This is a genomic window from Polaromonas sp. LjRoot131, assembly GCF_964252805.1.
In the GTDB taxonomy this organism is placed as follows: domain Bacteria; phylum Pseudomonadota; class Gammaproteobacteria; order Burkholderiales; family Burkholderiaceae_C; genus Polaromonas.
Genome location: NZ_CAXUPF020000001.1, coordinates 1754492 through 1778286, shown reverse-complemented (window position 1 = coordinate 1778286; position 23795 = coordinate 1754492). Strand labels below are relative to the sequence as shown.

Sequence of the window (23795 nt, the reverse complement as noted above, 5' to 3'; positions counted from 1 at the left end):
TATCGGGGCGATTGCCGCACGTTTCCCCAGGGGGTGCGTGGCGCCTGCCGGCGCCACGGGAAAGCGGCTCAGCCCTGGGCGCTTTTCTTGGCGCTTTTGAGCTGGGGCTTTTTGGCGCGCTTGACGGTGCCGCCCGGCGTGAGGCGCTGGTTGCCCAGCACGCGCAGGGTTTTGACTTCTGGCCGCTGGCCGTGGCGCGAGCTGTTCTTGAGCACCTTGACGTCGCGCGGGCCGGGCATGCGGTCTTCATTGACCTTTTTTTCCTTGGGCGGCATGGGCCGCCACAGCACCAGCAGCTTGCCGATGTGCTGGATGGGCGCGGCGTTGAGCTCGTTGGCCAGGGTCTGGAAGATCTCCTCGCGGCCGGCGCGGTCGTCCGACAGCACCCGCACCTTGATGAGCCCGTGGGCGTTGAGTGCGGCGTCGGTTTCCTTCTTGACGGCGGGGGTCAGGCCGTCGGAGCCGATCATCACGACTGCGTTCAGGTGGTGGGCATCGGCGCGGTGGTCCTTGCGCTGGGCGGGGGTAAGTTGTATTTGAGCCATGGCCCAATTATCGGGCGAGTCGGGGAGAGGACAATAGGCCCCATGAAAGTAAATGCCAAGACCGGTTTCAAGCCCGGCGTCCAGACCGACTCCAAGGCCGCCGCCAAGGCGGCCGGCAAGACCGCTGTAAAGGCCGGCGGCAAGGGAAAGGTCAACAAGGCGTGGCTGCACGACCACATCAACGACCCCTACGTCAAGCTCGCCCAGAAAGAGGGCTACCGGGCGCGCGCCGCTTACAAATTGAAGGAAATTGACGAAACCTTCGGCCTGGTGAAACCGGGCGACTGCGTGGTCGACCTGGGCAGCACGCCCGGCGCCTGGAGCCAGTACGTCCGGCGCCGGCTCTCGCCGACCGGCGCGGCGGCGGGCACGCTCAACGGCCGCATCATCGGCCTGGACCTGCTGCCCATGGAGCCCATCGAGGGCGTGACCTTTATCCAGGGCGACTTCCGCGAGGCCGAGGTGCTGCAAAAGCTCGAAGACGCCCTGGCCACGCCCGAGGGCCAGGTACGGGTGGACCTGGTGGTCTCCGACATGGCGCCCAACCTCTCGGGCATAGAGTCGGCCGACGCGGCCCGCATCGCCCACCTGATCGAGCTGGCCGTGGAGTTCGCCCAGAACCGCATGAAACCTGACGGCACGCTGGTGGTCAAGCTGTTCCACGGCAGCGGCTACGACCAGCTGGTCAAGCTGTTCCGGGACACTTTCAAGCTCGTGAAACCCCTCAAGCCCAAGGCCTCGCGCCCGGGCTCGTCGGAGACCTTTCTGATCGGCCGGGGGCTGAAAAAGTCTGGTCAGGCATCACAATGAGTACAAATGCGTGCATCCTGAGCACATCGCGGTGGCAAATGTCACAGTGTTGGTACCCCTAATCCCGCTTTAAACCAAGGGCCGGGACCGGAATACGCGGTTTTTGCCCTTGAAACGCCTAAAATCAGGCGCATGTGACTTTTGTTCTTACACCGGAGTAGTCCTTGAACAATCAGTGGTTTTCCAAAATTGCAATCTGGCTGGTGATCGCCATGGTGCTGTTCACCGTATTCAAGCAATTTGATACACGTGGCGGCGCCGGTTCCAACTACCTGGGTTACTCCGAGTTCCTGGAAGAAGTGCGCGGCAAGCGCATCAAGGCGGCCACCATCGCCGAAGGCCAGGGCGGCACCGAGATCACGGCCACCACCGTCGACGACCGCAAGGTCCGCACCACGGCCACCTACCTGGACCGCGGCCTGGTCGGCGACCTGATCGCCAACGACGTCAAGTTCGACGTCAAGCCCCGCGAAGAAACCTCCCTCCTCACCTCGCTGCTGATCAGCTGGGGCCCCATGCTGCTGCTGATAGGCGTGTGGATCTACTTCATGCGGCAGATGCAGGGCGGCGGCAAGGGCGGGGCCTTCAGTTTCGGCAAGTCCAAGGCGCGCATGCTGGACGAGTCCACCAACCCGGTCACCTTCGCCGACGTCGCCGGTTGCGACGAGGCCAAGGAAGAAGTCAAGGAAGTCGTCGATTTCCTGAAAGACCCGCAGAAATTCCAGAAACTCGGCGGGCGCATCCCGCGCGGCCTGCTGCTGGTCGGCCCCCCGGGCACCGGCAAGACCCTGCTCGCCAAGGGCATCGCCGGCGAGGCCAAAGTGCCTTTCTTCTCGATCTCCGGCTCCGACTTCGTCGAAATGTTCGTCGGCGTGGGCGCTGCCCGCGTGCGCGACATGTTCGAGAACGCCAAGAAAAACGCCCCCTGCATCATCTTCATCGATGAAATCGACGCGGTCGGCCGCCAGCGCGGCGCCGGCCTGGGCGGCGGCAACGACGAACGTGAGCAGACCCTGAACCAGATGCTGGTCGAGATGGACGGCTTTGAAACCAACGTCGGCGTGATCGTGGTGGCCGCCACCAACCGCCCCGACATCCTGGACGCCGCCTTGCTGCGCCCCGGCCGCTTCGACCGCCAGGTCTATGTGACGCTGCCCGACATCCGCGGCCGCGAACAGATCCTCAACGTGCACATGCGCAAGGTCCCGCTGGGCCAGGACGTGAACGCCAGCGTGATCGCGCGCGGCACGCCCGGCATGTCCGGCGCCGACCTCGCCAACCTCTGCAACGAAGCCGCCCTGATGGCCGCGCGCCGCAACGCCCGCACCGTCGAGATGCAGGACTTCGAAAAAGCCAAGGACAAGATCCTCATGGGCCCCGAGCGCAAGAGCATGGTCATGCCCGAGGAAGAGCGCCGCAACACGGCTTACCACGAGTCCGGCCACGCGCTGCTCGGCAAGATGCTGCCCAAGTGCGACCCGGTCCACAAGGTCACCATCATTCCGCGCGGCCGCGCCCTGGGCGTCACCATGAGCCTGCCGGCGCAAGACCGCTACAGCTACGACCGTGAGTACATGCTGAGCCAGATCAGCATGCTGTTCGGCGGCCGCATCGCCGAAGAAGTCTTCATGAACCAGATGACGACCGGCGCCAGCAACGACTTCGAGCGTGCCACGGCTCTTGCCCGCGACATGGTCACGCGCTACGGCATGACCGAGGCCCTGGGCCCCATGGTGTATGCCGAAAACGAAGGCGAAGTCTTCCTGGGCCGCTCGGTCACCAAGACCAACAACATGAGCGAGTCGACCCTGCAAAAGGTCGACGGCGAAGTGCGCCGCATCATCGACCAGCAATACGCCCTGGCGCGCAAGCTGATCGAAGAGAACCAGGACAAGATGCACGCCATGGCCAAGGCCCTGCTCGAATGGGAAACCATCGACATGGACCAGCTTGACGACATCATGGCCGGCAAGGAGCCGCGCCCGCCCAAGGACTGGACGCCGCGCAACTCCTCCGTCGGCGGCGGTGGCGGCCCCAGCGGCGGCACGCCGGCCGTCAGCACCGACCCGGCGCCCACGGTGGCCTGAGGCCGGTGACGAACAAAATGTGACTGCCAGGCAGTCGCCATAACCGGGGCCAGTCCCCGGTTTTTTATTTCCGAGGACGGACCATGATCTGGCAAACCTCCCGCTTTCAGATAGACCTGTCGAAGCCCCGCGTCATGGGCATCGTCAACGTCACGCCCGATTCATTTTCGGATGGCGGCAAGTACTTCAGCGAGGGCAGCGGCTTTGCCGGCGTGTTCGCCCATTGCGACAAGCTGCTGAAAGACGGCGCCGACCTGCTGGACATCGGCGGTGAGTCCACCCGCCCCGGCGCGCCGCCCGTGCCGCTGGAGGAAGAACTCGCGCGTGTGCTGCCCGTGGTGCGCCATGCGGCCACGCTGGGCGTGCCGATCTCCATAGACACCTACAAACCCGAGGTCATGCAGGCCGTGCTGGACCTGGGCGCCGACGTCATCAACGACATCTGGGCCCTGCGCAAGCCGGGTGCGGCCGAGGTCGTGGCCGCGCACCCGAACTGCGGCGTCTGCCTCATGCACATGCACCGCGAGCCGCAGACCATGCAGGTCGCGCCCATGGAGGGCGACGTGGTGCCGCAGGTGCTGGTTTTCCTCGAAGCGGCTGCGGCAGACCTGCAGGCCTTCGGTGTCGACCGGTCCCGCATCGTGCTCGACGTGGGCATAGGCTTCGGCAAAACCGTGGCGCAGAACTTCGCGTTGCTGGCGCGCCAGCAGGAGTTCCTGGCCGCCGGTTATCCGCTGCTGGCCGCCTGGTCGCGCAAGTCGTCCCTGGCCGCCGTCACCAGCACTTCGCTGGCGGCAGTAGCCCAGCTTGCCGTGGCCGATCGCATGGTGCCTAGCGTCGCGGCGGCCCTGCTGGCCGTGGACCGAGGGGCGCGCATCGTGCGCGTGCATGACGTGAAGGAAACCGTGCAGGCCTTAAAAGTCTGGGCCGCCGCCGGGGGAGCTCCATAAATCCGGTTCTCGGGCGCATGGCGGCGTTGCGCGGTGCTCGGAATCCTCATGCACCGCAAGTGCATGCCGGTTCCTCCGCTCCGGGCGCCTTGCCCTGCATCCTGATAACCGAATTTCTGAAGCTCCCCGGTTTTTTGGGTCTTTAAGCCAAGCTCTAAAATCGCTCTCACGGCATCCAACAACAAGCTCCACAGGGACAAACTCCATGACCAGAAAATACTTCGGCACCGACGGCATCCGCGGCACGGTGGGCCAGCCGCCCATCACGCCCGACTTCGTGCTGCGCCTGGCGCACGCCGTGGGCCGCGTGCTGCGCCGCACCGAAACCCGTCCCACGGTGCTGATCGGCAAGGACACCCGCATCTCCGGCTACATGCTGGAAAGCGCGCTCGAATCGGGTTTTAACTCCGCCGGCGTCGACGTCGTGCTGCTCGGGCCCCTGCCCACACCCGGCGTGGCCTACCTCACGCGCGCCCAGCGTGCCAGCCTGGGCGTGGTCATCAGCGCCAGCCACAACGCCTACCCCGACAACGGCATCAAGTTCTTCAGCGCCCAGGGCACCAAGCTCGACGACGCCTGGGAACTGGCTGTGGAAGCCGCTCTCGAAGAGTCCCCTGTCTGGGCCGACTCCGCCTCCCTGGGCAAGGCACGCCGCCTCGACGACGCGGCCGGCCGCTACATCGAGTTCTGCAAAAGCACCTTTGCCAACGACCTCACGCTCAAGGGCCTGAAGATCGTGGTCGACGGCGCCCACGGCGCGGCGTACCACATCGCGCCCATGGTGTTCCATGAACTGGGCGCCGAGGTCATCGCCATCGGTTGCGCGCCCGACGGCCTTAACATCAACCACGAAGTCGGCGCCACGCATCCCGATGCGCTGATCAAGGCCGTCAAGGCCAACAAGGCCCACTACGGCATCGCGCTCGACGGCGACGCCGACCGCCTGCAGATGGTGGACGCCGACGGCCGCCTCTTCAACGGCGATGAAGTGCTCTTCCTCATGGTCAACGAGCGCCTGGCGCGCGGCGAAAAAGTCCCCGGCACCGTCGGCACGCTGATGACCAATATGGCCGTGGAAGTCGCGCTCAAGAAAAAAGGCGTCGAGTTCGTGCGCGCCAAGGTCGGCGACCGCTATGTACTTGAAGAACTCGACAAGCGCGGCTGGCTGCTGGGCGGCGAGGGCTCGGGCCATCTGCTGGCACTCGACAAGCACACGACCGGCGACGGCCTCATCAGCGCGCTGCAGGTGCTGCAGGCCTGCGTGCGCAGCGGCAAGACCATTGCCCAGCTGCTCGGCGAGGTTGTGCTGTTCCCGCAGACGCTCATCAACGTGCGCCTCAAGCCCGGCCAGGACTGGCAAAGCAGCAAGCCCCTGGCTGAGATGAGCAAAATGGTGGAAGCCGAACTCGGCGACACCGGCCGCCTGCTGATACGCGCCAGCGGCACCGAGCCGCTGTTGCGTGTGATGGTCGAGGCGCGCGATGCGGCCCAGGCGAAGAGCTGCGCCGAGCGCGTGGCGGATACCGTGCGGTCCTGAGCCAGGCTCAGCGACCGAGGGCCTAAACAGCCTGCATCAAGCGGGCCCGCTCATCCGGCGTGAGCACCCTGGGCGATACGCGCGATATCCCCGTCTCCGGGTCAAAAAAGGGCGTGTTCTTGTAGCTGCCGTCCAGCCTTGCGCGTATCAGCCTGGCCATAAACCGCAAGATTGACACGGTGGTGCTGGCCGCCATGGCTTTGGGGTGGCCCTTGGCGCTCTTCATACCAACCCGCATGCGCACCGGGCCGAAAGCGCTGTCCAGGCTGGTCGACGAATCCTGCAGGCAGTTATGCAGCAGGCCCACATGCGAGACCTTGAAGTCCCGCGAAGTATTGCCGATCGGCGTGTTGCAGCAACTCGCATACCAGCGCAGCATGCCTTTGTCGCTAAGGGACATGCAGGTAAGTCTGTCCACGCCTTGAGTGAAGCTGACGTACTGCGGGAGTGTGGCGACCACATCAGACCCACCCATCTCATCGAGCATCTCATCGGCCTTACCCAGAAAGTGCGCAAAAGCCTGGCAGTCCTTGCAGTAGCAGACGCCGCGGCAGACGGATTCGGTGTGGCTGACGTGACCTCGTAGGGTGCCGCATTGGCATTGCAGGGGGTGATTCATGACGGGGAGCTTACTGCTTGTTGCCTTCGGAGACCAACTGGTTTGCTTGTGGACTGCTCCGCCGGATGCTTATGAGGGCGATGACTCCCAACGCTTGGGTAAGCACCATGGCCCATGGGTAAAGCAAGCCGACGCCCAAGGTCGCCACAATAAAACCGGCACTGGCGTAAAGCGTGGATTCGTGTTTATAGTTTGCGTGGAGGGCAAGGGCAATACCAAGCCCGGCAAGAATGAATGCAAGGCAGGTGAACCAGAGCACTGCATTGGCGTCATTCAAGGCGAAGATGCTGCTTGGTTTGAGTTCCGCAAGGTAGGTTTTTTCTTGTCGCACAAGGCCAAGCTGATTCAGCGCCCTCAATATATTGCCACCGAATAGCACTCCTATGCGGTTGATGCATGACAAGGCAAAAAACAACGCGAACGCGGTGAAGGCGCACGCAAACGACAACTTCCCAAAAGACATCCGCCTGATCAGAGTGTTAGTCATCTTCATATAGCGAGTGGATGATGGCGTATCGCTTGCAGCGGGCGCCGAGATTTTCCTGATCTTCGCAGAACGCCTTGTCGAGATCGTTTAGATCCACGCCGAAACCCGAATGGCTCATTTGTGTAAGGCGCTCGCCTTTGTCGAGTGAGATGCGCGCGTCACCGAAGAGTATTTGCTTGGCCTTTACCAGCTGCGCAGCGGATTCCTCCGCCTCCATTTCGAACAGGCCGTCGAGGGCGTAAGCATAGAGCGCTCCGCTGGAATTTGAGAAGAACTGATCGAAGCCGCCGTTATAAACCTCCCCGATGAGGACGGAAACCGAAAAGTAGGTTTTCTCCGGCGGCATGAGTTTCTCAAAACCGTTCGGAACGTCGTGCACTCGCTTCACCAAAGCTACCCAATGCTTGCGCTCGGCACTTTGGTCGTAGATGCGCTCCTGCTCTCTGCGCTTCTTGCCTGCTTCTATGTCCTTTCGGTAGCCTCCCATACATGGCATGCAAAGCCCGTTGTTCTTTGCTGCGGTGTCGGGATGGATGGATTCCCCGCAGGACTTACATGGCAGGCGGATGGTCATAGGGCGTCCAGATGTGGAGCAAGGACTTGGCCGTAGTCATGGGTGTTGAGCTTCTGTTTGACCACGGGCCAGGCGCAAGGCGAGCAGCCACAGCGCCACCGGCAGCAACAGTGCGGCAGCCGCCACCTCCGAAAGAATCGTGACATTGGCCATCAAGGGATGCAATTCCAGAGGCGCCACCGCATAGTGGCCCAGCCCGTCAAAACCCAGCGCCGCATAGATGGCCAGCAACAGCAGGCCGGCGGTCATGTATTTTTTGCGCATGAGCAGCAAACCCAGCGCGCCCACCGAGGTGATGGCGGCCCACACCGCATAAACCTGCGCGCGGGTCAGCCAGGCCGGGAGATTCGGGTATTCGCAGATGAATTCGGCGTTGTGGCTGAAGTGGCCAAGGCTGGTGAGGAAGTAGGCTGCCGTCAGGGCGAGAAGTATCTTTGGGACGTGGTTGAGTTGGAGCATGGGCGCACTCTTTCATGATCGACGTAGATGACGCGTAAGCTCGTGCGCCTATTTTCCGAAGCCGAAAAGCGGCATAGCTAACGCGAATGCGGACAAGAACAGCGCGATAAGGCCGAGGCGGCGAACCATGATGCGATTTTCGGTGATGCTTCCAGGCCGAAGCCTGGATTGAACTACCAGCCCCACGAGGAAAGCAGGGAAGGTCGCAACAGCCCCGCCAAACCACAAGCTTTCAAACCAGCGGGGAAACTGTGGAAACACCAGGCCGGCAAGTGCACCGGCAATCTGTGCGCCAAAGACGATCACTGCCAATGCGCGGACAGGCTGAAGGTCCGCCCACGAGTATTCGAAACCGAACTGAGATTCTTTCATGGGCGAGTCGGTAGTTGGATGAGCGACTGAAGGGTGATCTGACCGATTCTATGGAGCTTTCACTCGCATCAGATATCTCAGCGCTCTGCGCCGGCTGGCTGGCGCACCGTGTGCGACACGACCCTTAGAGACGATGCCGCGCCGGGCACCGTCGCTCTCTGTCATCCTCAAGCCAGCGTATACGCCGTCTTCACCGTGGTGAAAAACTCCTGCGCGTACTTGCCCTGCTCACGCGGGCCGTAGCTCGAGCCTTTGCGGCCGCCGAAGGGGACGTGGTAGTCCACGCCTGCCGTCGGCAGGTTGACCATGACCATGCCGGCCTGGCTGTGGCGCTTGAAGTGGGTGGCGTATTTGAGGCTGGTGGTGGCGATGCCGGCCGACAGGCCGAAGGGCGTGTCGTTGGCTGTCGCCAGGGCCGCTTCGTAGTCTTTGACGCGGATGATGCTGGCGACGGGGCCGAAGATTTCTTCGCGGTTGATGCGCATGCCGGCCGTGCTTTCGCTGAAAAGGGCAGGCTGCATGTAATAACCTTCGGCGCCGCTGCCGGTGTGGCACGGGATGCGCGCGCCGCCGAAGGCCAGGGTCGCGCCTTCGGCCTTGCCGATTTCGATATAGCTCAAGTCCTGCTCGAGCTGCGCCTGCGAGGACACCGGGCCCACGTCGGTACCCGCCGTGAGGGCGTCGCCCACCTTGATGCGGGCCATGCGTTCCTGCAGGGCTTTGACGAAGGCCGGGTAGATGCCGTCGGTGACGATCATGCGGCTCGACGCCGTGCAGCGCTGGCCGGTCGAATAAAAGGCGCTCTGCGCGCTGAGCTCCACCGCCTGCGTGAGGTCGGCGTCGTCGAGGATGACTTGCGGGTTCTTGCCGCCCATTTCGAGCTGCACCTTCTTGAGGTTCTTGGCGCAGGCTTCGGCGATGCGGCTGCCCACACCGACCGAGCCGGTGAAACTGATGGCGTTGACGCCGGGGTGGTTGACCAGCGCATCACCGATCACGCGGCCCGGGCCCATCACCAGGTTGAACACGCCGGCCGGGATGCCGGAGCGCGAGATGATTTCGGCCAGCGCCCAGGCGCTGCCGGGCACCAGGTCGGCGGGTTTCAGGACCACGCAGTTGCCGAAGGCCAGCGCGGGCGCGACCTTCCAGGCGGGGATGGCGATCGGGAAGTTCCAGGGTGTGATCAGGCCGACCACGCCGACGGGTTCGCGTGTGATCTCCACGCCTATGCCGGGGCGCACCGAAGGAATCGTTTCGCCCGACAGGCGCAGGCATTCACCCGCGAAGAATTTGAAGATGTGGCCGGCGCGCGTGGCCTCGCCTATGCCTTCGGGTTTGGTCTTGCCTTCTTCGCGCGAGAGCAGGGTGCCCAGCTCTTCGCGGCGCGCGAGGATTTCGGTGCCGATTTTGTCCAGCGCATCCGAGCGCGCCTGGATGCCCGAGGTCGACCAAGCCGGGAAGGCCGCTTGCGCCGCTTTTACAGCCGCGTCCAGGCCGGCCGCATCGGCCTGCGTGTACTCGCCGATCACGTCGCTCAGGTTGCTGGGGTTCAGGTTGGGGCTGTAGCTGTTGCCGGCCAGCCATTGGCCGTTGATGAGGTTGTCGTGTTTTGTGGTCATGGGTGTGCTTCCAGGAGTTGAACTTGATTCATGAATGACGAAAGGACGAGGTGGGCGCGCAGGCCGTTTCACAAAAGCGGTCTCACAAGGGCGGCGTCACATCAATCGCATAAAAACGCAGGGCGTTGGCGCACATCATCGCATGTTGCTGGTGACCCGGCAGGTGGGTCAGCATACCGGCCACACTGCCAACCAGGTCCGGGTAGCTGATACGCAGGCCGGCCACCGGAAAGTTGCTGGCGAACATGCAGCGCTGCCATCCAAAAATTGCAATCGTTTCATACACAATTCGCGCGTTCTCCTGGAGATCCCAAGGCCGGTCGCGCAGGCCGAATTCCGAGAGCTTGACGTGCACGTTCTCCTGCCGGGCCAGCGTTTCCATCCAGCCGCGCCAGCGTTTGAGGCCTTCTTCGCTGCGGTCCCAGGCAAAACCGTGGTGGTTGAGGACCATGGGCACCTTGGGGAACAGGGCTGCCACCTCGGCCGCCTCAGGCAGGTGCCAGGCCGGCACGCGCAGGTCCCAGCGCAAGCCGTATTTTTCCAGCAGCGAGAAGCCGCGCAGCCAGGCTTCGTCCTGCATGGTACCGGCTTGCCCCTTCACGCTGTGCGCCGGCGCGGCGGATGTCACCGGCTTGCTGCGTATGCCGCGCACCAGCGGGAAGCGCGACTGCGTGAGCAGGTGTTCCTCGCTGTCCGGCCGGTCAAACCAGGCATGGGCGACCACGGCGTTCGGGAAGCCGTGCGCCGCATGCACTTCGTGCAGCCAGGCGGTTTCGGCCAACTGCTCATCGCGGCTGCGCTCGGCCTCTACGTGCACCGTGGCAATGACTTCGCAGGGCCCGGTGGCGGCGCGGTAATCTGCTGCGAGGAAGTTGCGGCAGAGAGGGCGGTAGTCGCCCAGAAAAAAAGCCTCAGGGTCATAGGCTTCCTGCAGCCACGGGTAGTGGCCGCGCGACAGGTCCCACAGATGGTGGTGGGCATCGACGATGGGCATCGCCGGCATCATGGCCTCAATGCCGCCAGACGTAAGAAGAGTCGGGTTCGCGCAGGGTTGTGATCTGCTGCCCGAATTCAAAGCTGTCGAGGTCCAGGCGGCGCACCGTGTCGTCCTGGAAGGAGATGTAGACCGCGCGGTCCACCGGGTGGAAAGACAGGGCCAGCGGGTTGCTGGGCAGGGCGAAGCAGCGCTGCTCCTGCAGGTCGGTGCCGAAGACCGAGAGCGAATGTTCGCCCGAGTTGGTGGTGAGCAGCAGGTCCTGGCCCTGCGCGCCCTGGAAGCGGTAGACACGGTTGGGGTCGCGCCGCGTCTTGCCCGAGGCGACGATTGTCATGCTGGCCGTGTCGACGGCCACGATGCTGTCGTCGCCGCGGTTGGCCACGTAGAGCAGCGACTCGTCGGCCGACAGCACATTGCCTTCGGGCACCGGGCCGGGCACCATGGCCACAGGCGCGAAGGTCGGGTCGTTGGGTTTGATCTTGGTCACGGTGTTGGACAGCAGGTTCAGCGCGTAGGCCGTCTGCGCGTCTTTTGTCAGCGCGAACAGATGCGTCTTGTAGCCGCCCGACGGCACGGCCAGGTCAGGCACATGCACCTTGGCCGGGTCTGAAAAACGCAGCAGCAGGTTGTGCGCCTCCGACATCACGAACAGCCGCCCCTGTGCGTCCACCGCCAGGCCGTGCGGCCGGTAGTAAGGCCAGAGGTTCAGCGTGGCCACATGTTTTTGCTGAGCCAGGTCGATGACAAACACCGAATGCCCGCCCACGTCACCCAGGTGGCTGGCGGTCTCTATGCCGTAGTGGCCGACATAGGCCAGCCCGCGCGCCGCGTCCACCGTGAATTCATGCGGAAAATTCGGCAGCACGATGTGTTTTTCGGCGAGGCCGGTGGCGAGGTCGTAAAAGCTGAAGGTGTGGGCGCATTTCTGCACCAGCAAGAGTGTTTCCCGGAGGGGCATGGATGTCCTGAAGAGAGGGGGAGCCTGGAAGGAAACAGGGCTAAGCGATCAAGATGGCTGGATGGCCGAAGCGCCTATCTGCCCCAGCGTAACACCAGCGGGTCCAGCCGGCGCGCGGTGGCGAGCAGGCCTTTGCGCACCTCGGGGTGCATGGCGGGAAAGGGGTGGCGCGGCGCCTCGCAGGCGATCACGCCGCCTTCCTTCATGAGCGCCTTGGCCGTGAGGATGCCGCCCTGGCGGTTCTCGTAATTGATCAGCGGCAGCCAGCGCGTGTACTCGGCCGTGGCTTCCTCCCGATTGCCGGCGGCCCAGGCATCCATGATCTTGCGTATGCCGTCGGGGTAACCGCCGCCCGTCATCGCGCCGGTCGCGCCGGCTTCCAGGTCGGGCAGCAGGGTGATGGCCTCCTCGCCGTCCCAGGGGCCTTCGATCGCGTCGCCGCCCAGGCGTATCAGCTCGCGCAGCTTGGAGGCCGCGCCCGGCGTTTCGATCTTGAAATAGGCGACGTTGCGTATTTCCTTGGCCATGCGCGCGAGGAAAGTCGCCGGCAGCGGCGTGCCGCTCACGGGCGCGTCCTGGATCATGATGGGGATGTCGATGGCGGCCGACAGCGTGGCGAAGAACTCGTAGATCTTTTCTTCGGCCACGCGTATCGTCGCGCCGTGATAGGGCGGCATCACCATGACCATGGCCGCGCCCAGGTCCTGCGCGCGGCGGCTGCGTTCGGCGCAGACGCGGGTGCCGAAGTGCGTGGTCGTCACGATCACCGGCACGCGGCCCGCCACGTGCTTCAGGATGGCGGCGGTGAGGACCTCACGCTCCTCGTCGGACAGCACGAACTGCTCGGAGAAGTTGGCGAGTATGCACAGGCCCGTGGAGCCCGCGTCAATCATGAAATCGACGCAGCGCTTCTGGCTTTCAATGTCCAGCTCGCCCGCATCGGTGAAGGTGGTCGGGACGACGGGAAATACGCCGGTGTATCTTGCCTTCATGCTGCTCACTCGACGATGTTGAAGTCTTTGAGGAACTCGGTCTTCATGGTCAGGCCCAGGCCGGGCTTGTTGTCGTCAAGCTGCAGGAAGCCGTTCTCGGCCACGGGCTCACCGTCGAAGATGTAATAAAACAGCTCGTTGCCGACTTCCACGTCGAACATCGGGAAGTATTCGCTCATGGGCGAAGCGAGCGTGCTCATGGTCAGGTGGTAGTTGTGCATCTGGCCGGCGTGCGGCACCACCGGCACGCTGTAGGCCTCGCACAGCGCGTTGATCTTGTGCGCGGCCGTGATGCCGCCGACGCGGTTGGTGTCGTACTGCACGACGGAGACGGCTTTTTTGTCTAGCAGCTGCTTGAAGCCGTAGAGGCTGAACTCATGCTCACCGCCCGAGATCGGGATGCTGGTGAGCTGGTTGAGTTCGGCATAGCCGTCGATGTCGTCGGCGATCACCGGCTCCTCGACCCAGCGCGGCTGGAATTTCTCGAGCTTGGGCAGCATGCGTTTGGCGTACTCGAGGTTCCAGCCCATGTAGCACTCGAGCATCAGGTCGTTGTCGTAGCCGATCACTTCGCGCAGCGCTTCGACGGCTTTCAGGTTTTCCGCCACGCCCTTGGTGCCGTGCGCCGGACCGTAGCCGAAGCGCGACTTGAACATGGTGAAACCCTGGTCCAGGTAGGTCTGCGCCTCGTCCTGCATGGCCTTGATGTCGGTGCGGTAGAGCTTGGAGTAGTAGCAGGGAATCTTTTCCTTGGTGCGGCCGCCCAGCAGCTTGAACACCGGCTTGTTGACCGACTTGCCCAGGATGTCCCAGATGGCAATGTCCACCGCCGAGATCGCGGCCATGGCCACGCCCTTGCGGCCCCAGGCGTGGGTGCCGCGGTACATGCGCTGCCACAGGTATTCATAGTCCCACGGGTCCTGGCCCAGCAGCAGCGGCGTGAGGTACTGGTCGATGATGGCTTTGGCGATGTGCGGCGCCAGCGCCACGTTGCCCAGGCCGACGATGCCGTCGTCGGTCTCGATCTCCACCACCGTCCACGAGTGGAAACGGAAAGTGCTCATGGACTCGGTGTTGGAGTAGACCAGGTCCATGGCGTTGGAGCAGAAATTGCCCTGGGGCGGAACGGTCTTGCCCTTCCATTCGAACACGCGTGCGCGGACTGATTTGATTTTCATGTTGGTTCTCTTGTGTTGAAAAAGAAAAGGAAAAAGAGGAAGTTCAGGCAGCCGGCTTCAGCCGCGCCGCGCCCATGCGCTGGGCAATTTTGAAAGCATTGAGCGTGGCGTTGACGTCGGCCATACCTTTGCCGGCAATGTCGTAGGCCGTGCCATGGGCCGGCGTGGTGATGGGCACCGGCAGGCCGCCCTGCACCGTCACACCCTTGCTGAAGCCCATGAGCTTGATCGCGATCTGGCCCTGGTCGTGGTACATGGTGACGATGGCCTGGTAGAGGCCGTCGCGCGCCTTCAGGAAGATGGTGTCGGCGGGGAAGGGGCCGTCGACCGGCACGCCGGCGGCGCGCAGCTCGGCCACGGCCGGCGCGATGATGTCGATCTCCTCGCGCCCGCAGACGCCGCCGTCGCCGCCATGCGGGTTGAAGGCCGCCACCGCCACCTTGGGGCTGGTATTGCCGCTGGCCTGCAGCGAGGCGTAGATCAGCCGCGCCGCATCGACGATGCGCTGCCGGCTCAGCATGGCCGCCGCGTCCTTCAGCGGAATGTGCGACGAGACGCGCGAGGTCCACAAATCGCCCAGGGTGTTGAACTCGCAGAAGTAGCCGGTCACGCCCAGGTATTCGGCGAAGTGGTGCAGCTCGTCCTCGTGCTTCAAGCCGCCCAGCTTCATGGCCTGTTTGTTGAGCGGGGCAAAACAGATCGCGTCGACCTCGCCGCGTTTGGCGCCGTCCATGCAGAGGTTGAGTACCTGCAGCACGGCCGCGCCGCAGGCGGCCTGCGCCTGGCCGCGCTGCACCTGGGCTGACTGGATGGTGTGGGTCGCCAGGAAGGCCGGCAGGCGCGTATCGCTGCGGCCGCGCACTTCGGCCAAACTGGTGACGCTTTGCGTCGCCACGGTTTGCTGCGCCGTGAGCTGGCCCTGCTGCCAGAGCCAGGCATCGCCGACCAGCACGACGTTGGCGCCGTCGGTGATGCCGGGCTGGGCCAGCAGCCGGGCGACCAGCTCCGGGCCTATGCCGGCTGCATCGCCCAGCGTGAGGGCGACCACAGGCAGGGAGGCGGGCGGCGTGGGTGTGTTGCGCATGGAATCTGTCCAATCAGGGGGCGGTTGTCGAGTCGGGTGGCTCAGTCGATTTTGATGTTTTTCTTGGCAATGAGGTCGCCATAACGCTTGTTTTCATCGGCGTGGAATTGCGCGAACTGGGCCTGCGTCATCGGCGTCAAATCGGCGCCTATGGCGCTCAGGCGGGTTTGCGTCTCGGGCATGGCCAGCACCTTGGTCACCTCGGTGTAGATGCGCTCCTGCACCGCCTTGGGCGTGGACGCCGGCATGTAGATGCCGTACCAGGCACTCATCTCCACGCCCTTGAGGCCGGCTTCGGCCATGGTCGGCACATTGGGCAACTGCGGGTTGCGTTTGGCGCTGGCCACGGCCAGGGGCTTGATGCGGCCGTTCTTGATCTGGCCGATCACCGAGGGCATGGTGTCAAAGCTCAGCTGCACCTGGCCGCCGACCAGGTCTATCAGTGCCGGGCCGCTGCCGCGATAGGGGATGTGGGTGATGAAGACGCCGGCCTGGTCCTTGAACAGCTCGGCCGCAATGTGCTGGGTGCTGCCCGAGCCGCTGGTCGCGTAGTTGAGCTGGCCGGGCTTGCTTTTGGCCAGCTTGATCAGCGAGGAGACCGAATCGACCGGCAGTGCGTTGTTGACCACCAGCACATTGGGCACTGCGCCCACAAAGACCACGGGCACCAGGTCCTTGTTGTTGTCGTAGCCCAGCTTGAGCAGGTGCGGCGCGATCGCATGCGCGGTCGAGACGCCCATCAGCAGGGTGTGGCCGTCGGTGGACTTGGCCGTCACGTCGGCCGCCAGGGTGTTGGAGGCGCCGGGGCGGTTTTCGACCACCACGGGCTGCTTGAGCAGCGGGCCGAGACGGTCGGCCACGGCGCGCGCCATCGCGTCGGTGCCGCCGCCGGGGGCCGAGCCGACGAGGATGCGCACCGGCTTGCTGGGCCAGTCCTGCGCGAGGGCGGAAGGGGCGGCACTGAAGGCGCAGGCGGTTGCCAGCAGGGCAGGGAGGAATTTCAAGGATTTCAGGCGAGGCATTGTCTTTGTCTCCGAGTCATTGTTGTGGGGAAATCATGGAAAAAAGCCTCTGGGAAGGCTTGAACGAATGCCCTGATGGTAGGCACGATGACACTTAACGTAAATTGAAAATCCCTGATTATTTGATAACCTAGGGTGATCAATTGAATCCAGCCCCGATCCAGCCCTGAAGAGAGGCCCACCATGCCCGCTACATCCCGTACACCCCGCACATCTTCCATTCCCCAACTGCTCAACCGCCTGCGCATGCGCCAGGTCGCGCTGATCCTGGCCGTGGGCGAACACGGCACGCTGCGCAAGGCTTCGGCCGAACTCGGGATGACGCAGCCTGCCGCCACCAAGATGATCCAGGAACTTGAGTCCGCGCTGGGCCAGCGCCTGTTCGAGCGCGTGGGCCGCGGGCAGCAACTGACGCCGGCCGGCGCCAGTGTGCTGCGCTACTTTCGCGGCATGCGCGGCTCGGTCGAATCAATGACGCGCGAGCTGGCCGAACTGGAGCTGGGGGGCTCGGGCCGCGTCTCGGTCGGAAGCATCATGGCGCCGTCGCCCAATTTGCTCACGCAGGCCATCATCGCGCTCAAGAAAGCCTACCCGCTGCTCTCGGTTGACGTCACCATGGACACCAGCGACCGGCTGTTCGAGTTGCTGCGCGAAGGCGTGCTCGACGTCGCGATAGGCCGTATACGCGACGAGCACCGCGCCGACTACGCTTTCACCCCGCTGGAAAACGAGGCCCTGGCCCTGGTCGTGGGCGTGCGCCATCCGCTGGCGCAAAAGAAAACCGTCAAGTTCGCCAGCCTGCTCGACTACCCCTGGATACTGCAGCCCACCGGCAGCCCCATGCGCGAGGTGCTGGAGCAGGAATTCCGCATGCTGCAGGCGCCTTCACCCAAGGGCCTGATAGAAACGGCCTCCATCCTCACCACCACCAACCTGATCGCCGAGACCGAGATGGTCGGCGTGATGCCGCAGTCGATTGCCGACACCTACGCGCGCCACGGCCTGCTGGCGATACTGCCGTGTTTCATTCGCCACAAGATGGAGGCCTTCGGCAGCATCACGCGCAAGGACAGGCCGCTGAGCGAAGCGGCGCGGTTCTTCCTGTCGGCGCTGCACCAGGGCAAACTGCCGGTGACCGATGGGAAGCCGCGTTAGCGGAATCCCCGGCGGATCCAAACACAGGCTGTTTCCGTGAATGAACGCTCCATGACCTGGGTCAAGTCCTGGCGGCGAGCCATTGCTTAAGCTGGTGTTTTGCCAATACTGGAACACACATGCCGAATCTTCAATGGTCTGACGCCCTGGTGCTCGGACTGCCCCTGATGGATGACACGCACCGGGAGTTTGTCGAACTGCTGGCGCAGTCGGAAAACGCGGCGGACGATGCGCTGGCGGGCCACTGGCGCACGCTGGTGGAGCACACCGATGAGCACTTCAGCCGTGAAGACCGCTGGATGGCGGACACACGGTTTTCATCGACCAATTGCCATACCGTGCAGCACAAGGTGGTGCTGCAGGTCATGCGGGAAGGCCTGCTGATGGCGCAGGCCGGGGATTTCACGTCCTTGCGTCATATGGCCAAAGAGCTGGCTCTCTGGTTCCCGCAGCATGCGCAGACCATGGACGCGGCGCTGGCGCTGCACCTGCGCGGCATAGGCTACGACCCGCTGACGGGTGTGGTGAGCATGCCGGAGGCCTTGCCCAAGGACGCCATCCAGGGTTGCGGCAGCCTCAGTTGCTCCCCCGAGCGCCCAGCGCTTGAGCCCGCCGCATAAACGCGGCGCTTTATGGCTTGACCTGCCAGCCGCCGCCCAGCGACTGGATCAAGGCGACGGCCGTTGTCTGGCGGTCGGCCATGGCCTGCACCAGGGCGCGGCGCGCGCTGAGGGCCGTGGCCTGGGCGGTGATGACCTCGGTGTAGCCGACCTGGCCGCTGCGGTAGCGGTTGAGCACCTGTTGCTCGACCTGGTCTGCCGCCTCTGAGGCTTGGCGTCGCAGCTCCTGCTGGGTTTGCAGCACGCGAGTGGCCGCAAGCTGGTCTTCCACGTCCTGGAAGGCGACCAGCACGGTCTGGCGGTAGCGGGCCACGGCTTGTTCGTGACCAGCCCGCGCGCCGTCCACACGGGCGCCGGTGGCGCCGGCGTCAAAAATCAGTTGTGCGGCCGACAGGCCCAAAGACCAGACGCTGCTCGAGGCCTTGAACAGATCGGCCACGCGGCTGGCGCCGGTGCCGGCCGAGGCGCTCAGCGACAGGCTGGGGTAGTAGGCGCTTTTGGCGATGCCGATCTGTTCGTTCGCGGATGCCACGCGGCGCTCGGCCGCGGCGATGTCGGGGCGCCGCTGCAGCAGGGCAGAGGGCACGCCAACCGGCACTTCGGGCACCAGCGGGTTCCAGGTCGCCGGCGGCAGGCTGAAATTGCCGGGCGCTTCGCCGACCAGCACGGCGATCGCATGTTCAAGCTGGGCGCGCTGGCGCACCAGGCCGGCGTTGTCGGCCTGGGCATTGGCGAGCTGGGTCTGCGCCTGCAGCACGTCGGTTTTGGCGGCGATGCCGGCGGTGTAGCGGTTCTGCGTGATTTCGAGCGCACGCTGGTAGCCGGTGAGTGTGCTTTCGAGCAGCGCCTTTTGCGCGTCGGTCTGGCGCAGCGAAAAATAGTTGGCGGCGAGCTCGCCCTGGGCCGAGAGCTTGGCCGAGGCCAGGTCGGCGGCGCTGGCCTGTTCGCCCGCGGTGGCGCTGTCGACCGCACGGCCCAGCCGGCCCCAGACGTCGGGCTCCCAGCTGCCGCCTATGCTGAGCTGGTAGTTGTTGCCGACACGGCCGGTACTGCCGGTGGTCACGTTGCCGCTCGCGCGCGAGCGCGTGGCGCCGCCGTCCAGCGTGACAGAGGGGAACAGCGAGGCGCGCTGCTCGCGCACCAGCGCGCGCGCCTGCGCATAGGCGGCCACGGCCAGCGCGACGTTCTGGTTGGAGACGTCGACGCGGGCCTGCAACTGGTCCAGCACCGGGTCCTTGAACAAGCTCCACCACGGGCCGCGCTCCAGCGCATCAGCCGGCGCGGCCGGCACCCAGCCTTCGGCTTCCTTGAAGTTTGTGACTTCGGCGGTGGCCGGGAGTTTGTAGTCGGGGCCGACGGCGCAGCCTGTGGCGAGCAGAGTGAGCACGGCCGCGGCGATGTAGCGATGAGGTTTTGGGATGTGATGCATAAATTTTGCCTTTCAGGGCCACTTGTTCAGGCTCCTTCCCCCTCTGGGGGAAGGTTGGGATGGGGGCCTGCAGCGCTTGAGTCAATAGCCGGCTGTGAATCATGGGCCGGCAGCCCCCATCCCCGCCTTCCCCCAGCGGGGGAAGGAGAAAGAGGAAGAGTCGGGTGCAGTTCAGTCACACGGTTGTATATTGCCTGGACCATCGAAGGTAAATTCGAAAACGGCAGATTGGCAGGAAAGCGCAGCACTTCAAATCCGAGAGATTTGAAATAAGCATCACGCTCCGCGTCGTAGGCTTGCTGACCGACATGCTGCGACCCATCAACCTCCACAATCAGTTGGGGAGCCAGGCAGGCAAAGTCCGCCACATACGGGCCAACCGGATGCTGGCGCCTGAACTTGACGCCCAGTTGCTCTCCACGCAAGCGTTGCCATAACAGCCGCTCGCCGTCGGTCATCTCCCGGCGGAGGGATTTGGCGAAGGTCCTGGCGTTAGAGGTGGCTTGGTTTTGCATGTCGGGGAGCCCCCATCCCTGCCTTCCCCCAGAGGGGGAAGGAGAAAGAGGGAGAGCGAGGGTGGAGCTTGTTCATCATTGCGCTTGCGGTACCGCATCAGCCTCGCCGGGATGGCGGCTGAGCTGGCGCTCAAGAGGGCTGCGGCGGCGCAGCTTGTCCATCAGCACGTAGACCACGGGTGTGGTCAGCAGCGTGAGCAGCTGGCTGGCGATCAGCCCGCCGATGATGGCGATGCCCAGCGGCCGGCGCAACTCGGCGCCTTCACCGAAGCCGATGGCCAGCGGCAGCGCGCCCAGGATGGCGGCCAGCGTGGTCATGAGGATGGGTCGGAAGCGCAGCAGGCAGGCTTCGCGCACCGCCTCGGTGGCCGAGATACCGCGCGCGCGTTCGGCCTCGAGCGCGAAGTCGATGATCAGGATGGCGTTTTTCTTGACAATGCCTATCAGCAGGAAGACGCCGATCAGCGCGATGATGGAAAAGTCGAGCTTGAACATCAGCAGCGCGAGCACCGCGCCTACGCCGGCCGAGGGCAGGGTGGAGAGCACGGTGATCGGGTGGATCAGGCTTTCATACAGGATGCCCAGCACGATGTAAATCACCACCAGCGCGGCCAGAATCAGCAGCGGCTGCTGGCCCTGCGATTGCTGCGCGCTGAGTGCCGTGCCGGAAAAGCTGCCGCGCACATTGGTGGGCAGGCGGATGTCGGCCTCGGACTGGCGCACCGCCGCTTCGCCGTCGCTCAGGGTGAAGCCGTCGGCGAGGTTGTAGGAGATGGTGGTCGAGAGCTCGCCGTCCTCGTGGCTGATGGAGGCGGCCGTCGGGTTCTCGCTGAAACGCGCGATCGCCGACAGCGGCACCATGGTGGTGGCTGCGGTGCTCAGCACATTGCCGCTCGAGGAGTCGCGCAGGCCCGGGTTGGCGCTGATGGTGGGGGTGCTGCTGCCTGTGCTGCTACTGGATGTCGTGGTCCCGGTGGTGGCAGAAGAGGAAGTGGTGGCAGTCGTACTGGAACTGGTGTTGGTGGTGCTCGCGCTGCCCCCACCGGCATTTTTGGCCGGCACGTAGATGTCCTTGAGCGACTCGGGGCTGCGCGTGTAGCGCGGCGCGACCTCCATGATCACGTGGTACTGGTTGAGTTCGGCGTAAATCGTGGCCACCTGGCGCTGGCCGAAGCCGTTGTAGAGCGCGTTGTCCACGTCGCGCGAGCTGATGCCCAGGCGCGCGGCGCTTTCCTTGTCGACGGTGACCATGGTTTCCACGCCGTTTTCCTGCTGGTCGGTGTCCACGTCGGTCAGCGCTTCCTGGGTCTTCATCTGCTCGGCCAGGCGCGTGGCCCAGCGGCTCAGGTCGGCCGCGTTGTCGCTCTTGAGTGTGTACTGGTAGGTCGAGTTGGTCTGGCGCCCGCCGCCGCGCAGGTCCTGCACGGTGTTGAGGAAGAGGCTCACGCCCGTGACCTGCGCGAGCTGCGGCCGCAGGCGCGCGATCACGGCCTGGCCGCCTTCCTTGCGCTGGCCGACCGGCTTGAGGTTGATGAACATGAAACCGCCGCCGGCGCGCGAGCCGCCGGTAAAGCCGACCACGGTGTCCACCGCCGGGTCGGCGCGGATGATGTCGACCAGCTGCTTGAGCTTGGCCTGCAGCGCCTGGAAGGAAATGCTGCGGTCGGCGCGCAGGCCGCCGTTGATCTGGCCGGTGTCCTGCTGCGGGAAAAAGCCTTTCGGCGCTTTCACGTAGAGGTAGACATTGAGGCCCACCACGGCCGCCAGGATCAGCATCACCAGCAGCTTGCTGTGCAACGCCCAGTCCAGGCTGGTTTCATAGCTGCGGTGCACGCGCTGGAAGGCCGCGTCGAACCAGCGCGCGATGCGGCCGGGCGGTTTGCTGTGGGCGTCGGGCTTGAGCAGCCAGGCGCACATCATGGGCGTGGTGGTCAGCGAGATCAGCAAGGAGATCAGCACCGCCGCCGAGAGCGTGACGGCGAATTCGCGGAACAGCCGGCCGATCTGCCCGCCCATGAAGAGCAGCGGGATGAACACCGCCACCAGCGAAAGGCTGATGGACAGCACGGTAAAGCCGACTTCGCGCGCGCCCAGCAGCGCGGCCTTGAAGCGGTCCATGCCGGCCTCGATGTGGCGGCTGGTGTTCTCCAGCACCACGATGGCGTCGTCGACCACAAAGCCGGTGGCCACCGTGAGCGCCATCAGGCTCAGGTTGTTGAGCGAAAACCCCATCAGGTACATCACGCCGAAGGTGCCCAGCAGCGACACCACCGTGACCACCGCCGGGATGATGGTGGCGCGTGCGCTGCGCAAAAAGGCGCTGACCACCAGCACCACCAGCACGATGGAGATGATCAGCGTGATCTCGATCTCTTTCAGCGAAGCACGGATGGAGTTGGTGCTGTCGGAGGCGACCTGCAGGCGCACGTCCTGCGGCAGCTGGGCCTGCAGTTCGGGCAGCAGGTCGCGCACGCCGTCGACGGTTTCGATCACGTTGGCGGCCGGCTGGCGCGTGACCAGCACGATCACGGCCGGCTCGCCGTTGAACAGGCCCAGGGTGTTGACGTTCTCCACGCCGTCCTGCACGTCGGCCACGTCGCGCAGGCGTATCGCCGCGTTGTTGCGCCAGGCCACGATCAGGTCCTGGTAATCGACGGCACGGCGCCCGCCGCTGGCGGTGCTGGCACCGGTATAGATCTGGAAGCGCTGGCCGTTGCCTTCGATGGCGCCGCGCGGCCGGTTGGCGTTGGAGGCCTGCAAGGCGGCGCGCACGTCTTCCGAACTCACGCCGTAGCGGTTCAGCGAAAAGGGATTGAGTTCCACCCGCACCGCGGGCAGCGAGCCGCCGCCGAGTTCGACGTCGCCCACGCCCGGCACCTGGGCGATTTTTTGCTGAACGAGGTTAGAGACCTCGTCGTAGATCTGGCCCGGCGAACGCGTCTTGGAGGTGAGCGCCAGGATGATGACGGGCGCCGAGGCCGGGTTGGCCTTGCGGTAGGTCGGGTTGCTGCGCAGGCTGGCCGGCAGGTCGGCCCGCGAGGCATTGATGGCGGCCTGCACCTCGCGCGCGGCCGAATCGATCTTGCGGTTAAGGTCGAACTGCAGGCTGATGCGCGTCGAGCCGCTGCCGCTGTTGGACGTCATTTCATTGACACCCGCGATGATCCCGAGGCGCCGCTCCAGCGGCGTGGCCACGCTGGTGGCCATGGTGGAAGGGCTGGCGCCCGGCAGCGAGGCACTGACCGAGATCACCGGGAAGTCGACTTGCGGAAGTGGCGACACCGGTAATACGAAGAAGGCGCCTATGCCGGCGAGGGCCAGGCCAATGGTTAACAGGACGGTGGCTACCGGGCGGCGGACGAAAGGCTCGGAGAGGTTCATGCGGGGATTCCTTCCCCGCGCGGGCTGAGCGCGTCCAAGTCTTCGTTTGTTCTAACGGCTGGGTTCTCTTCTGGCTTCCGCTGGCCGGGGATTGCCCGGCAGCAAGTAACTTTCTTTTGCTTCGCCAAAAGAAAGTCACCAAAGAAAAGGCGACCCGCAGTCTGGGTCCCTACGCTTCGCTTCGGGCAACCTGCGGTGCTCGAGCCAAGCGGGGTCCGGCTAAACTCGCTTCGCTCAGACAACGCCGGCCCTGATCCGCTTGTCTCTGCGCTCCTCGGCCCAGCCAGGACGGGGCAATCGGGATCGGGGAGAGAAGGCAAACAAGGACTCGCCTTGGCGAGTCCTTGTTTCTTCAAGTATTTGGTATTCGGCTTCTCGGTATTCCTGTCTCCACCCCTTGTGGAT

The 23795-nt window shown here is 64.4% G+C and carries 22 protein-coding genes; 6 read left to right on the top strand and 16 right to left on the bottom strand.

The features are described from left to right. Window positions 1–68 precede the first annotated feature (68 nt). Window positions 69–545: a YhbY family RNA-binding protein gene (locus ACSQ27_RS08350; protein ID WP_436154987.1), complete on the bottom strand. Its 477-nt coding sequence runs from the start codon at window positions 543–545 to the stop codon at window positions 69–71. 42 nt (window positions 546–587) lie between these two features. Here ACSQ27_RS08350 and ACSQ27_RS08345 point away from each other — a divergent pair, with 42 nt between their 5' ends. From ACSQ27_RS08345 to glmM, 4 genes are all read left to right on the top strand, one after another. After that, entirely contained in the window at window positions 588–1355 is a 768-nt protein-coding gene (locus tag ACSQ27_RS08345; protein WP_436154986.1) for an RlmE family RNA methyltransferase, read from the top strand. A 164-nt stretch (window positions 1356–1519) separates the two neighbouring features. Continuing rightward, on the top strand, window positions 1520–3442 hold the full coding sequence (gene ftsH / locus ACSQ27_RS08340; RefSeq protein ID WP_436154985.1) for an ATP-dependent zinc metalloprotease FtsH: 1923 nt from the start codon (window positions 1520–1522) through the stop codon (window positions 3440–3442). An 83-nt stretch (window positions 3443–3525) separates the two neighbouring features. Then, window positions 3526–4392, top strand: coding sequence for a dihydropteroate synthase (gene folP / locus ACSQ27_RS08335; protein WP_436154984.1), 867 nt, complete (start codon window positions 3526–3528; stop codon window positions 4390–4392). Between the two features lie 205 nt (window positions 4393–4597). Further along, window positions 4598–5929 (top strand): phosphoglucosamine mutase, encoded by a 1332-nt coding sequence (glmM, locus tag ACSQ27_RS08330; RefSeq protein WP_436154983.1) that lies wholly within the window; start codon window positions 4598–4600, stop codon window positions 5927–5929. A 22-nt stretch (window positions 5930–5951) separates the two neighbouring features. Here the strand turns inward: glmM and ACSQ27_RS08325 are convergent, their stop codons facing one another. From ACSQ27_RS08325 to ACSQ27_RS08270, 12 genes are all read right to left on the bottom strand, one after another. After that, window positions 5952–6548 (bottom strand): DUF6151 family protein, encoded by a 597-nt coding sequence (locus ACSQ27_RS08325; RefSeq protein ID WP_436154982.1) that lies wholly within the window; start codon window positions 6546–6548, stop codon window positions 5952–5954. Window positions 6549–6558: 10 nt separating this feature from the next. Continuing rightward, on the bottom strand, window positions 6559–7041 hold the full coding sequence (locus ACSQ27_RS08320; RefSeq protein WP_436154981.1) for a hypothetical protein: 483 nt from the start codon (window positions 7039–7041) through the stop codon (window positions 6559–6561). Then, window positions 7028–7609, bottom strand: a complete 582-nt coding sequence (locus tag ACSQ27_RS08315) for a DMP19 family protein (protein WP_436154980.1) — start codon at window positions 7607–7609, stop codon at window positions 7028–7030. Before ACSQ27_RS08315 ends, ACSQ27_RS08320 begins: the two co-directional genes overlap by 14 nt. Before the next feature lie 36 nt (window positions 7610–7645). After that, the gene (locus tag ACSQ27_RS08310; RefSeq protein WP_436154979.1) at window positions 7646–8068 is read right to left on the bottom strand and encodes a hypothetical protein; all 423 of its coding nucleotides are present in this window, start codon (window positions 8066–8068) and stop codon (window positions 7646–7648) included. A gap of 48 nt (window positions 8069–8116) precedes the next feature. Continuing rightward, window positions 8117–8440 carry a hypothetical protein gene (locus ACSQ27_RS08305; RefSeq protein ID WP_436154978.1) on the bottom strand — a complete coding sequence of 108 codons (324 nt, stop codon included), beginning with the start codon at window positions 8438–8440 and terminating at the stop codon, window positions 8117–8119. 167 nt (window positions 8441–8607) lie between these two features. Beyond that, entirely contained in the window at window positions 8608–10059 is a 1452-nt protein-coding gene (locus ACSQ27_RS08300) for an aldehyde dehydrogenase family protein (protein WP_436154977.1), read from the bottom strand. Window positions 10060–10141: 82 nt separating this feature from the next. Further along, the gene (locus tag ACSQ27_RS08295; RefSeq protein ID WP_436154976.1) at window positions 10142–11053 is read right to left on the bottom strand and encodes an amidohydrolase family protein; all 912 of its coding nucleotides are present in this window, start codon (window positions 11051–11053) and stop codon (window positions 10142–10144) included. 16 nt (window positions 11054–11069) lie between these two features. Continuing rightward, on the bottom strand, window positions 11070–12014 hold the full coding sequence (locus ACSQ27_RS08290) for a YncE family protein (RefSeq protein ID WP_436154975.1): 945 nt from the start codon (window positions 12012–12014) through the stop codon (window positions 11070–11072). A gap of 74 nt (window positions 12015–12088) precedes the next feature. Continuing rightward, window positions 12089–13006 carry a dihydrodipicolinate synthase family protein gene (locus tag ACSQ27_RS08285; protein ID WP_436154974.1) on the bottom strand — a complete coding sequence of 306 codons (918 nt, stop codon included), beginning with the start codon at window positions 13004–13006 and terminating at the stop codon, window positions 12089–12091. 5 nt (window positions 13007–13011) lie between these two features. Further along, complete coding sequence (locus tag ACSQ27_RS08280) at window positions 13012–14184, bottom strand: L-rhamnonate dehydratase (RefSeq protein ID WP_436154973.1); 1173 nt, start codon at window positions 14182–14184, stop codon at window positions 13012–13014. A gap of 43 nt (window positions 14185–14227) precedes the next feature. Further along, window positions 14228–15268 carry a 4-hydroxythreonine-4-phosphate dehydrogenase PdxA gene (locus ACSQ27_RS08275; protein WP_436154972.1) on the bottom strand — a complete coding sequence of 347 codons (1041 nt, stop codon included), beginning with the start codon at window positions 15266–15268 and terminating at the stop codon, window positions 14228–14230. Window positions 15269–15309: 41 nt separating this feature from the next. After that, the gene (locus ACSQ27_RS08270; RefSeq protein WP_436154971.1) at window positions 15310–16290 is read right to left on the bottom strand and encodes a Bug family tripartite tricarboxylate transporter substrate binding protein; all 981 of its coding nucleotides are present in this window, start codon (window positions 16288–16290) and stop codon (window positions 15310–15312) included. Between the two features lie 183 nt (window positions 16291–16473). Between ACSQ27_RS08270 and ACSQ27_RS08265 the strand changes: the two genes are divergently transcribed. Beyond that, a complete protein-coding gene (locus ACSQ27_RS08265; protein ID WP_436154970.1) occupies window positions 16474–17445 on the top strand; it encodes a LysR family transcriptional regulator in 972 nt (323 codons plus the stop codon). A gap of 119 nt (window positions 17446–17564) precedes the next feature. Beyond that, window positions 17565–18065 carry a hemerythrin domain-containing protein gene (locus ACSQ27_RS08260; RefSeq protein WP_436154969.1) on the top strand — a complete coding sequence of 167 codons (501 nt, stop codon included), beginning with the start codon at window positions 17565–17567 and terminating at the stop codon, window positions 18063–18065. Window positions 18066–18075: 10 nt separating this feature from the next. On the opposite strand, the gene ACSQ27_RS08255 is transcribed toward ACSQ27_RS08260, so the two are convergent. The 3 genes from ACSQ27_RS08255 to ACSQ27_RS08245 form a co-directional block, all read right to left on the bottom strand. Then, on the bottom strand, window positions 18076–19494 hold the full coding sequence (locus ACSQ27_RS08255; RefSeq protein ID WP_436154968.1) for an efflux transporter outer membrane subunit: 1419 nt from the start codon (window positions 19492–19494) through the stop codon (window positions 18076–18078). A gap of 26 nt (window positions 19495–19520) precedes the next feature. Further along, complete coding sequence (locus tag ACSQ27_RS08250; protein WP_436154967.1) at window positions 19521–20009, bottom strand: endonuclease domain-containing protein; 489 nt, start codon at window positions 20007–20009, stop codon at window positions 19521–19523. Window positions 20010–20084: 75 nt separating this feature from the next. After that, window positions 20085–23390, bottom strand: coding sequence for an efflux RND transporter permease subunit (locus ACSQ27_RS08245; protein ID WP_436154966.1), 3306 nt, complete (start codon window positions 23388–23390; stop codon window positions 20085–20087). Window positions 23391–23795 lie beyond the last annotated feature (405 nt).

Excerpts from the sequence above, each read along its gene's own strand:
- ACSQ27_RS08295 (WP_436154976.1), bottom strand. The coding sequence starts at position 11,053 with ATGCCCATCGTCGATGCCCACCACCATCTGTGGGACCTGTCGCGCGGC.
- ACSQ27_RS08270 (WP_436154971.1), bottom strand. The coding sequence starts at position 16,290 with ATGCCTCGCCTGAAATCCTTGAAATTCCTCCCTGCCCTGCTGGCAACC.
- ACSQ27_RS08320 (WP_436154981.1), bottom strand. The coding sequence starts at position 7,041 with ATGAAGATGACTAACACTCTGATCAGGCGGATGTCTTTTGGGAAGTTG.
- ACSQ27_RS08285 (WP_436154974.1), bottom strand. The coding sequence starts at position 13,006 with ATGAAGGCAAGATACACCGGCGTATTTCCCGTCGTCCCGACCACCTTC.
- ACSQ27_RS08350 (WP_436154987.1), bottom strand. The coding sequence starts at position 545 with ATGGCTCAAATACAACTTACCCCCGCCCAGCGCAAGGACCACCGCGCC.
- ACSQ27_RS08300 (WP_436154977.1), bottom strand. The coding sequence starts at position 10,059 with ATGACCACAAAACACGACAACCTCATCAACGGCCAATGGCTGGCCGGC.
- ACSQ27_RS08345 (WP_436154986.1), top strand. The coding sequence starts at position 588 with ATGAAAGTAAATGCCAAGACCGGTTTCAAGCCCGGCGTCCAGACCGAC.
- ACSQ27_RS08310 (WP_436154979.1), bottom strand. The coding sequence starts at position 8,068 with ATGCTCCAACTCAACCACGTCCCAAAGATACTTCTCGCCCTGACGGCA.
- ACSQ27_RS08280 (WP_436154973.1), bottom strand. The coding sequence starts at position 14,184 with ATGAAAATCAAATCAGTCCGCGCACGCGTGTTCGAATGGAAGGGCAAG.
- ACSQ27_RS08290 (WP_436154975.1), bottom strand. The coding sequence starts at position 12,014 with ATGCCCCTCCGGGAAACACTCTTGCTGGTGCAGAAATGCGCCCACACC.
- ACSQ27_RS08260 (WP_436154969.1), top strand. The coding sequence starts at position 17,565 with ATGCCGAATCTTCAATGGTCTGACGCCCTGGTGCTCGGACTGCCCCTG.
- ACSQ27_RS08250 (WP_436154967.1), bottom strand. The coding sequence starts at position 20,009 with ATGCAAAACCAAGCCACCTCTAACGCCAGGACCTTCGCCAAATCCCTC.
- ACSQ27_RS08255 (WP_436154968.1), bottom strand. The coding sequence starts at position 19,494 with ATGCATCACATCCCAAAACCTCATCGCTACATCGCCGCGGCCGTGCTC.
- ACSQ27_RS08305 (WP_436154978.1), bottom strand. The coding sequence starts at position 8,440 with ATGAAAGAATCTCAGTTCGGTTTCGAATACTCGTGGGCGGACCTTCAG.
- ACSQ27_RS08245 (WP_436154966.1), bottom strand. The coding sequence starts at position 23,390 with ATGAACCTCTCCGAGCCTTTCGTCCGCCGCCCGGTAGCCACCGTCCTG.
- glmM (WP_436154983.1), top strand. The coding sequence starts at position 4,598 with ATGACCAGAAAATACTTCGGCACCGACGGCATCCGCGGCACGGTGGGC.
- ACSQ27_RS08325 (WP_436154982.1), bottom strand. The coding sequence starts at position 6,548 with ATGAATCACCCCCTGCAATGCCAATGCGGCACCCTACGAGGTCACGTC.
- ACSQ27_RS08265 (WP_436154970.1), top strand. The coding sequence starts at position 16,474 with ATGCCCGCTACATCCCGTACACCCCGCACATCTTCCATTCCCCAACTG.
- ACSQ27_RS08315 (WP_436154980.1), bottom strand. The coding sequence starts at position 7,609 with ATGACCATCCGCCTGCCATGTAAGTCCTGCGGGGAATCCATCCATCCC.
- folP (WP_436154984.1), top strand. The coding sequence starts at position 3,526 with ATGATCTGGCAAACCTCCCGCTTTCAGATAGACCTGTCGAAGCCCCGC.
- ACSQ27_RS08275 (WP_436154972.1), bottom strand. The coding sequence starts at position 15,268 with ATGCGCAACACACCCACGCCGCCCGCCTCCCTGCCTGTGGTCGCCCTC.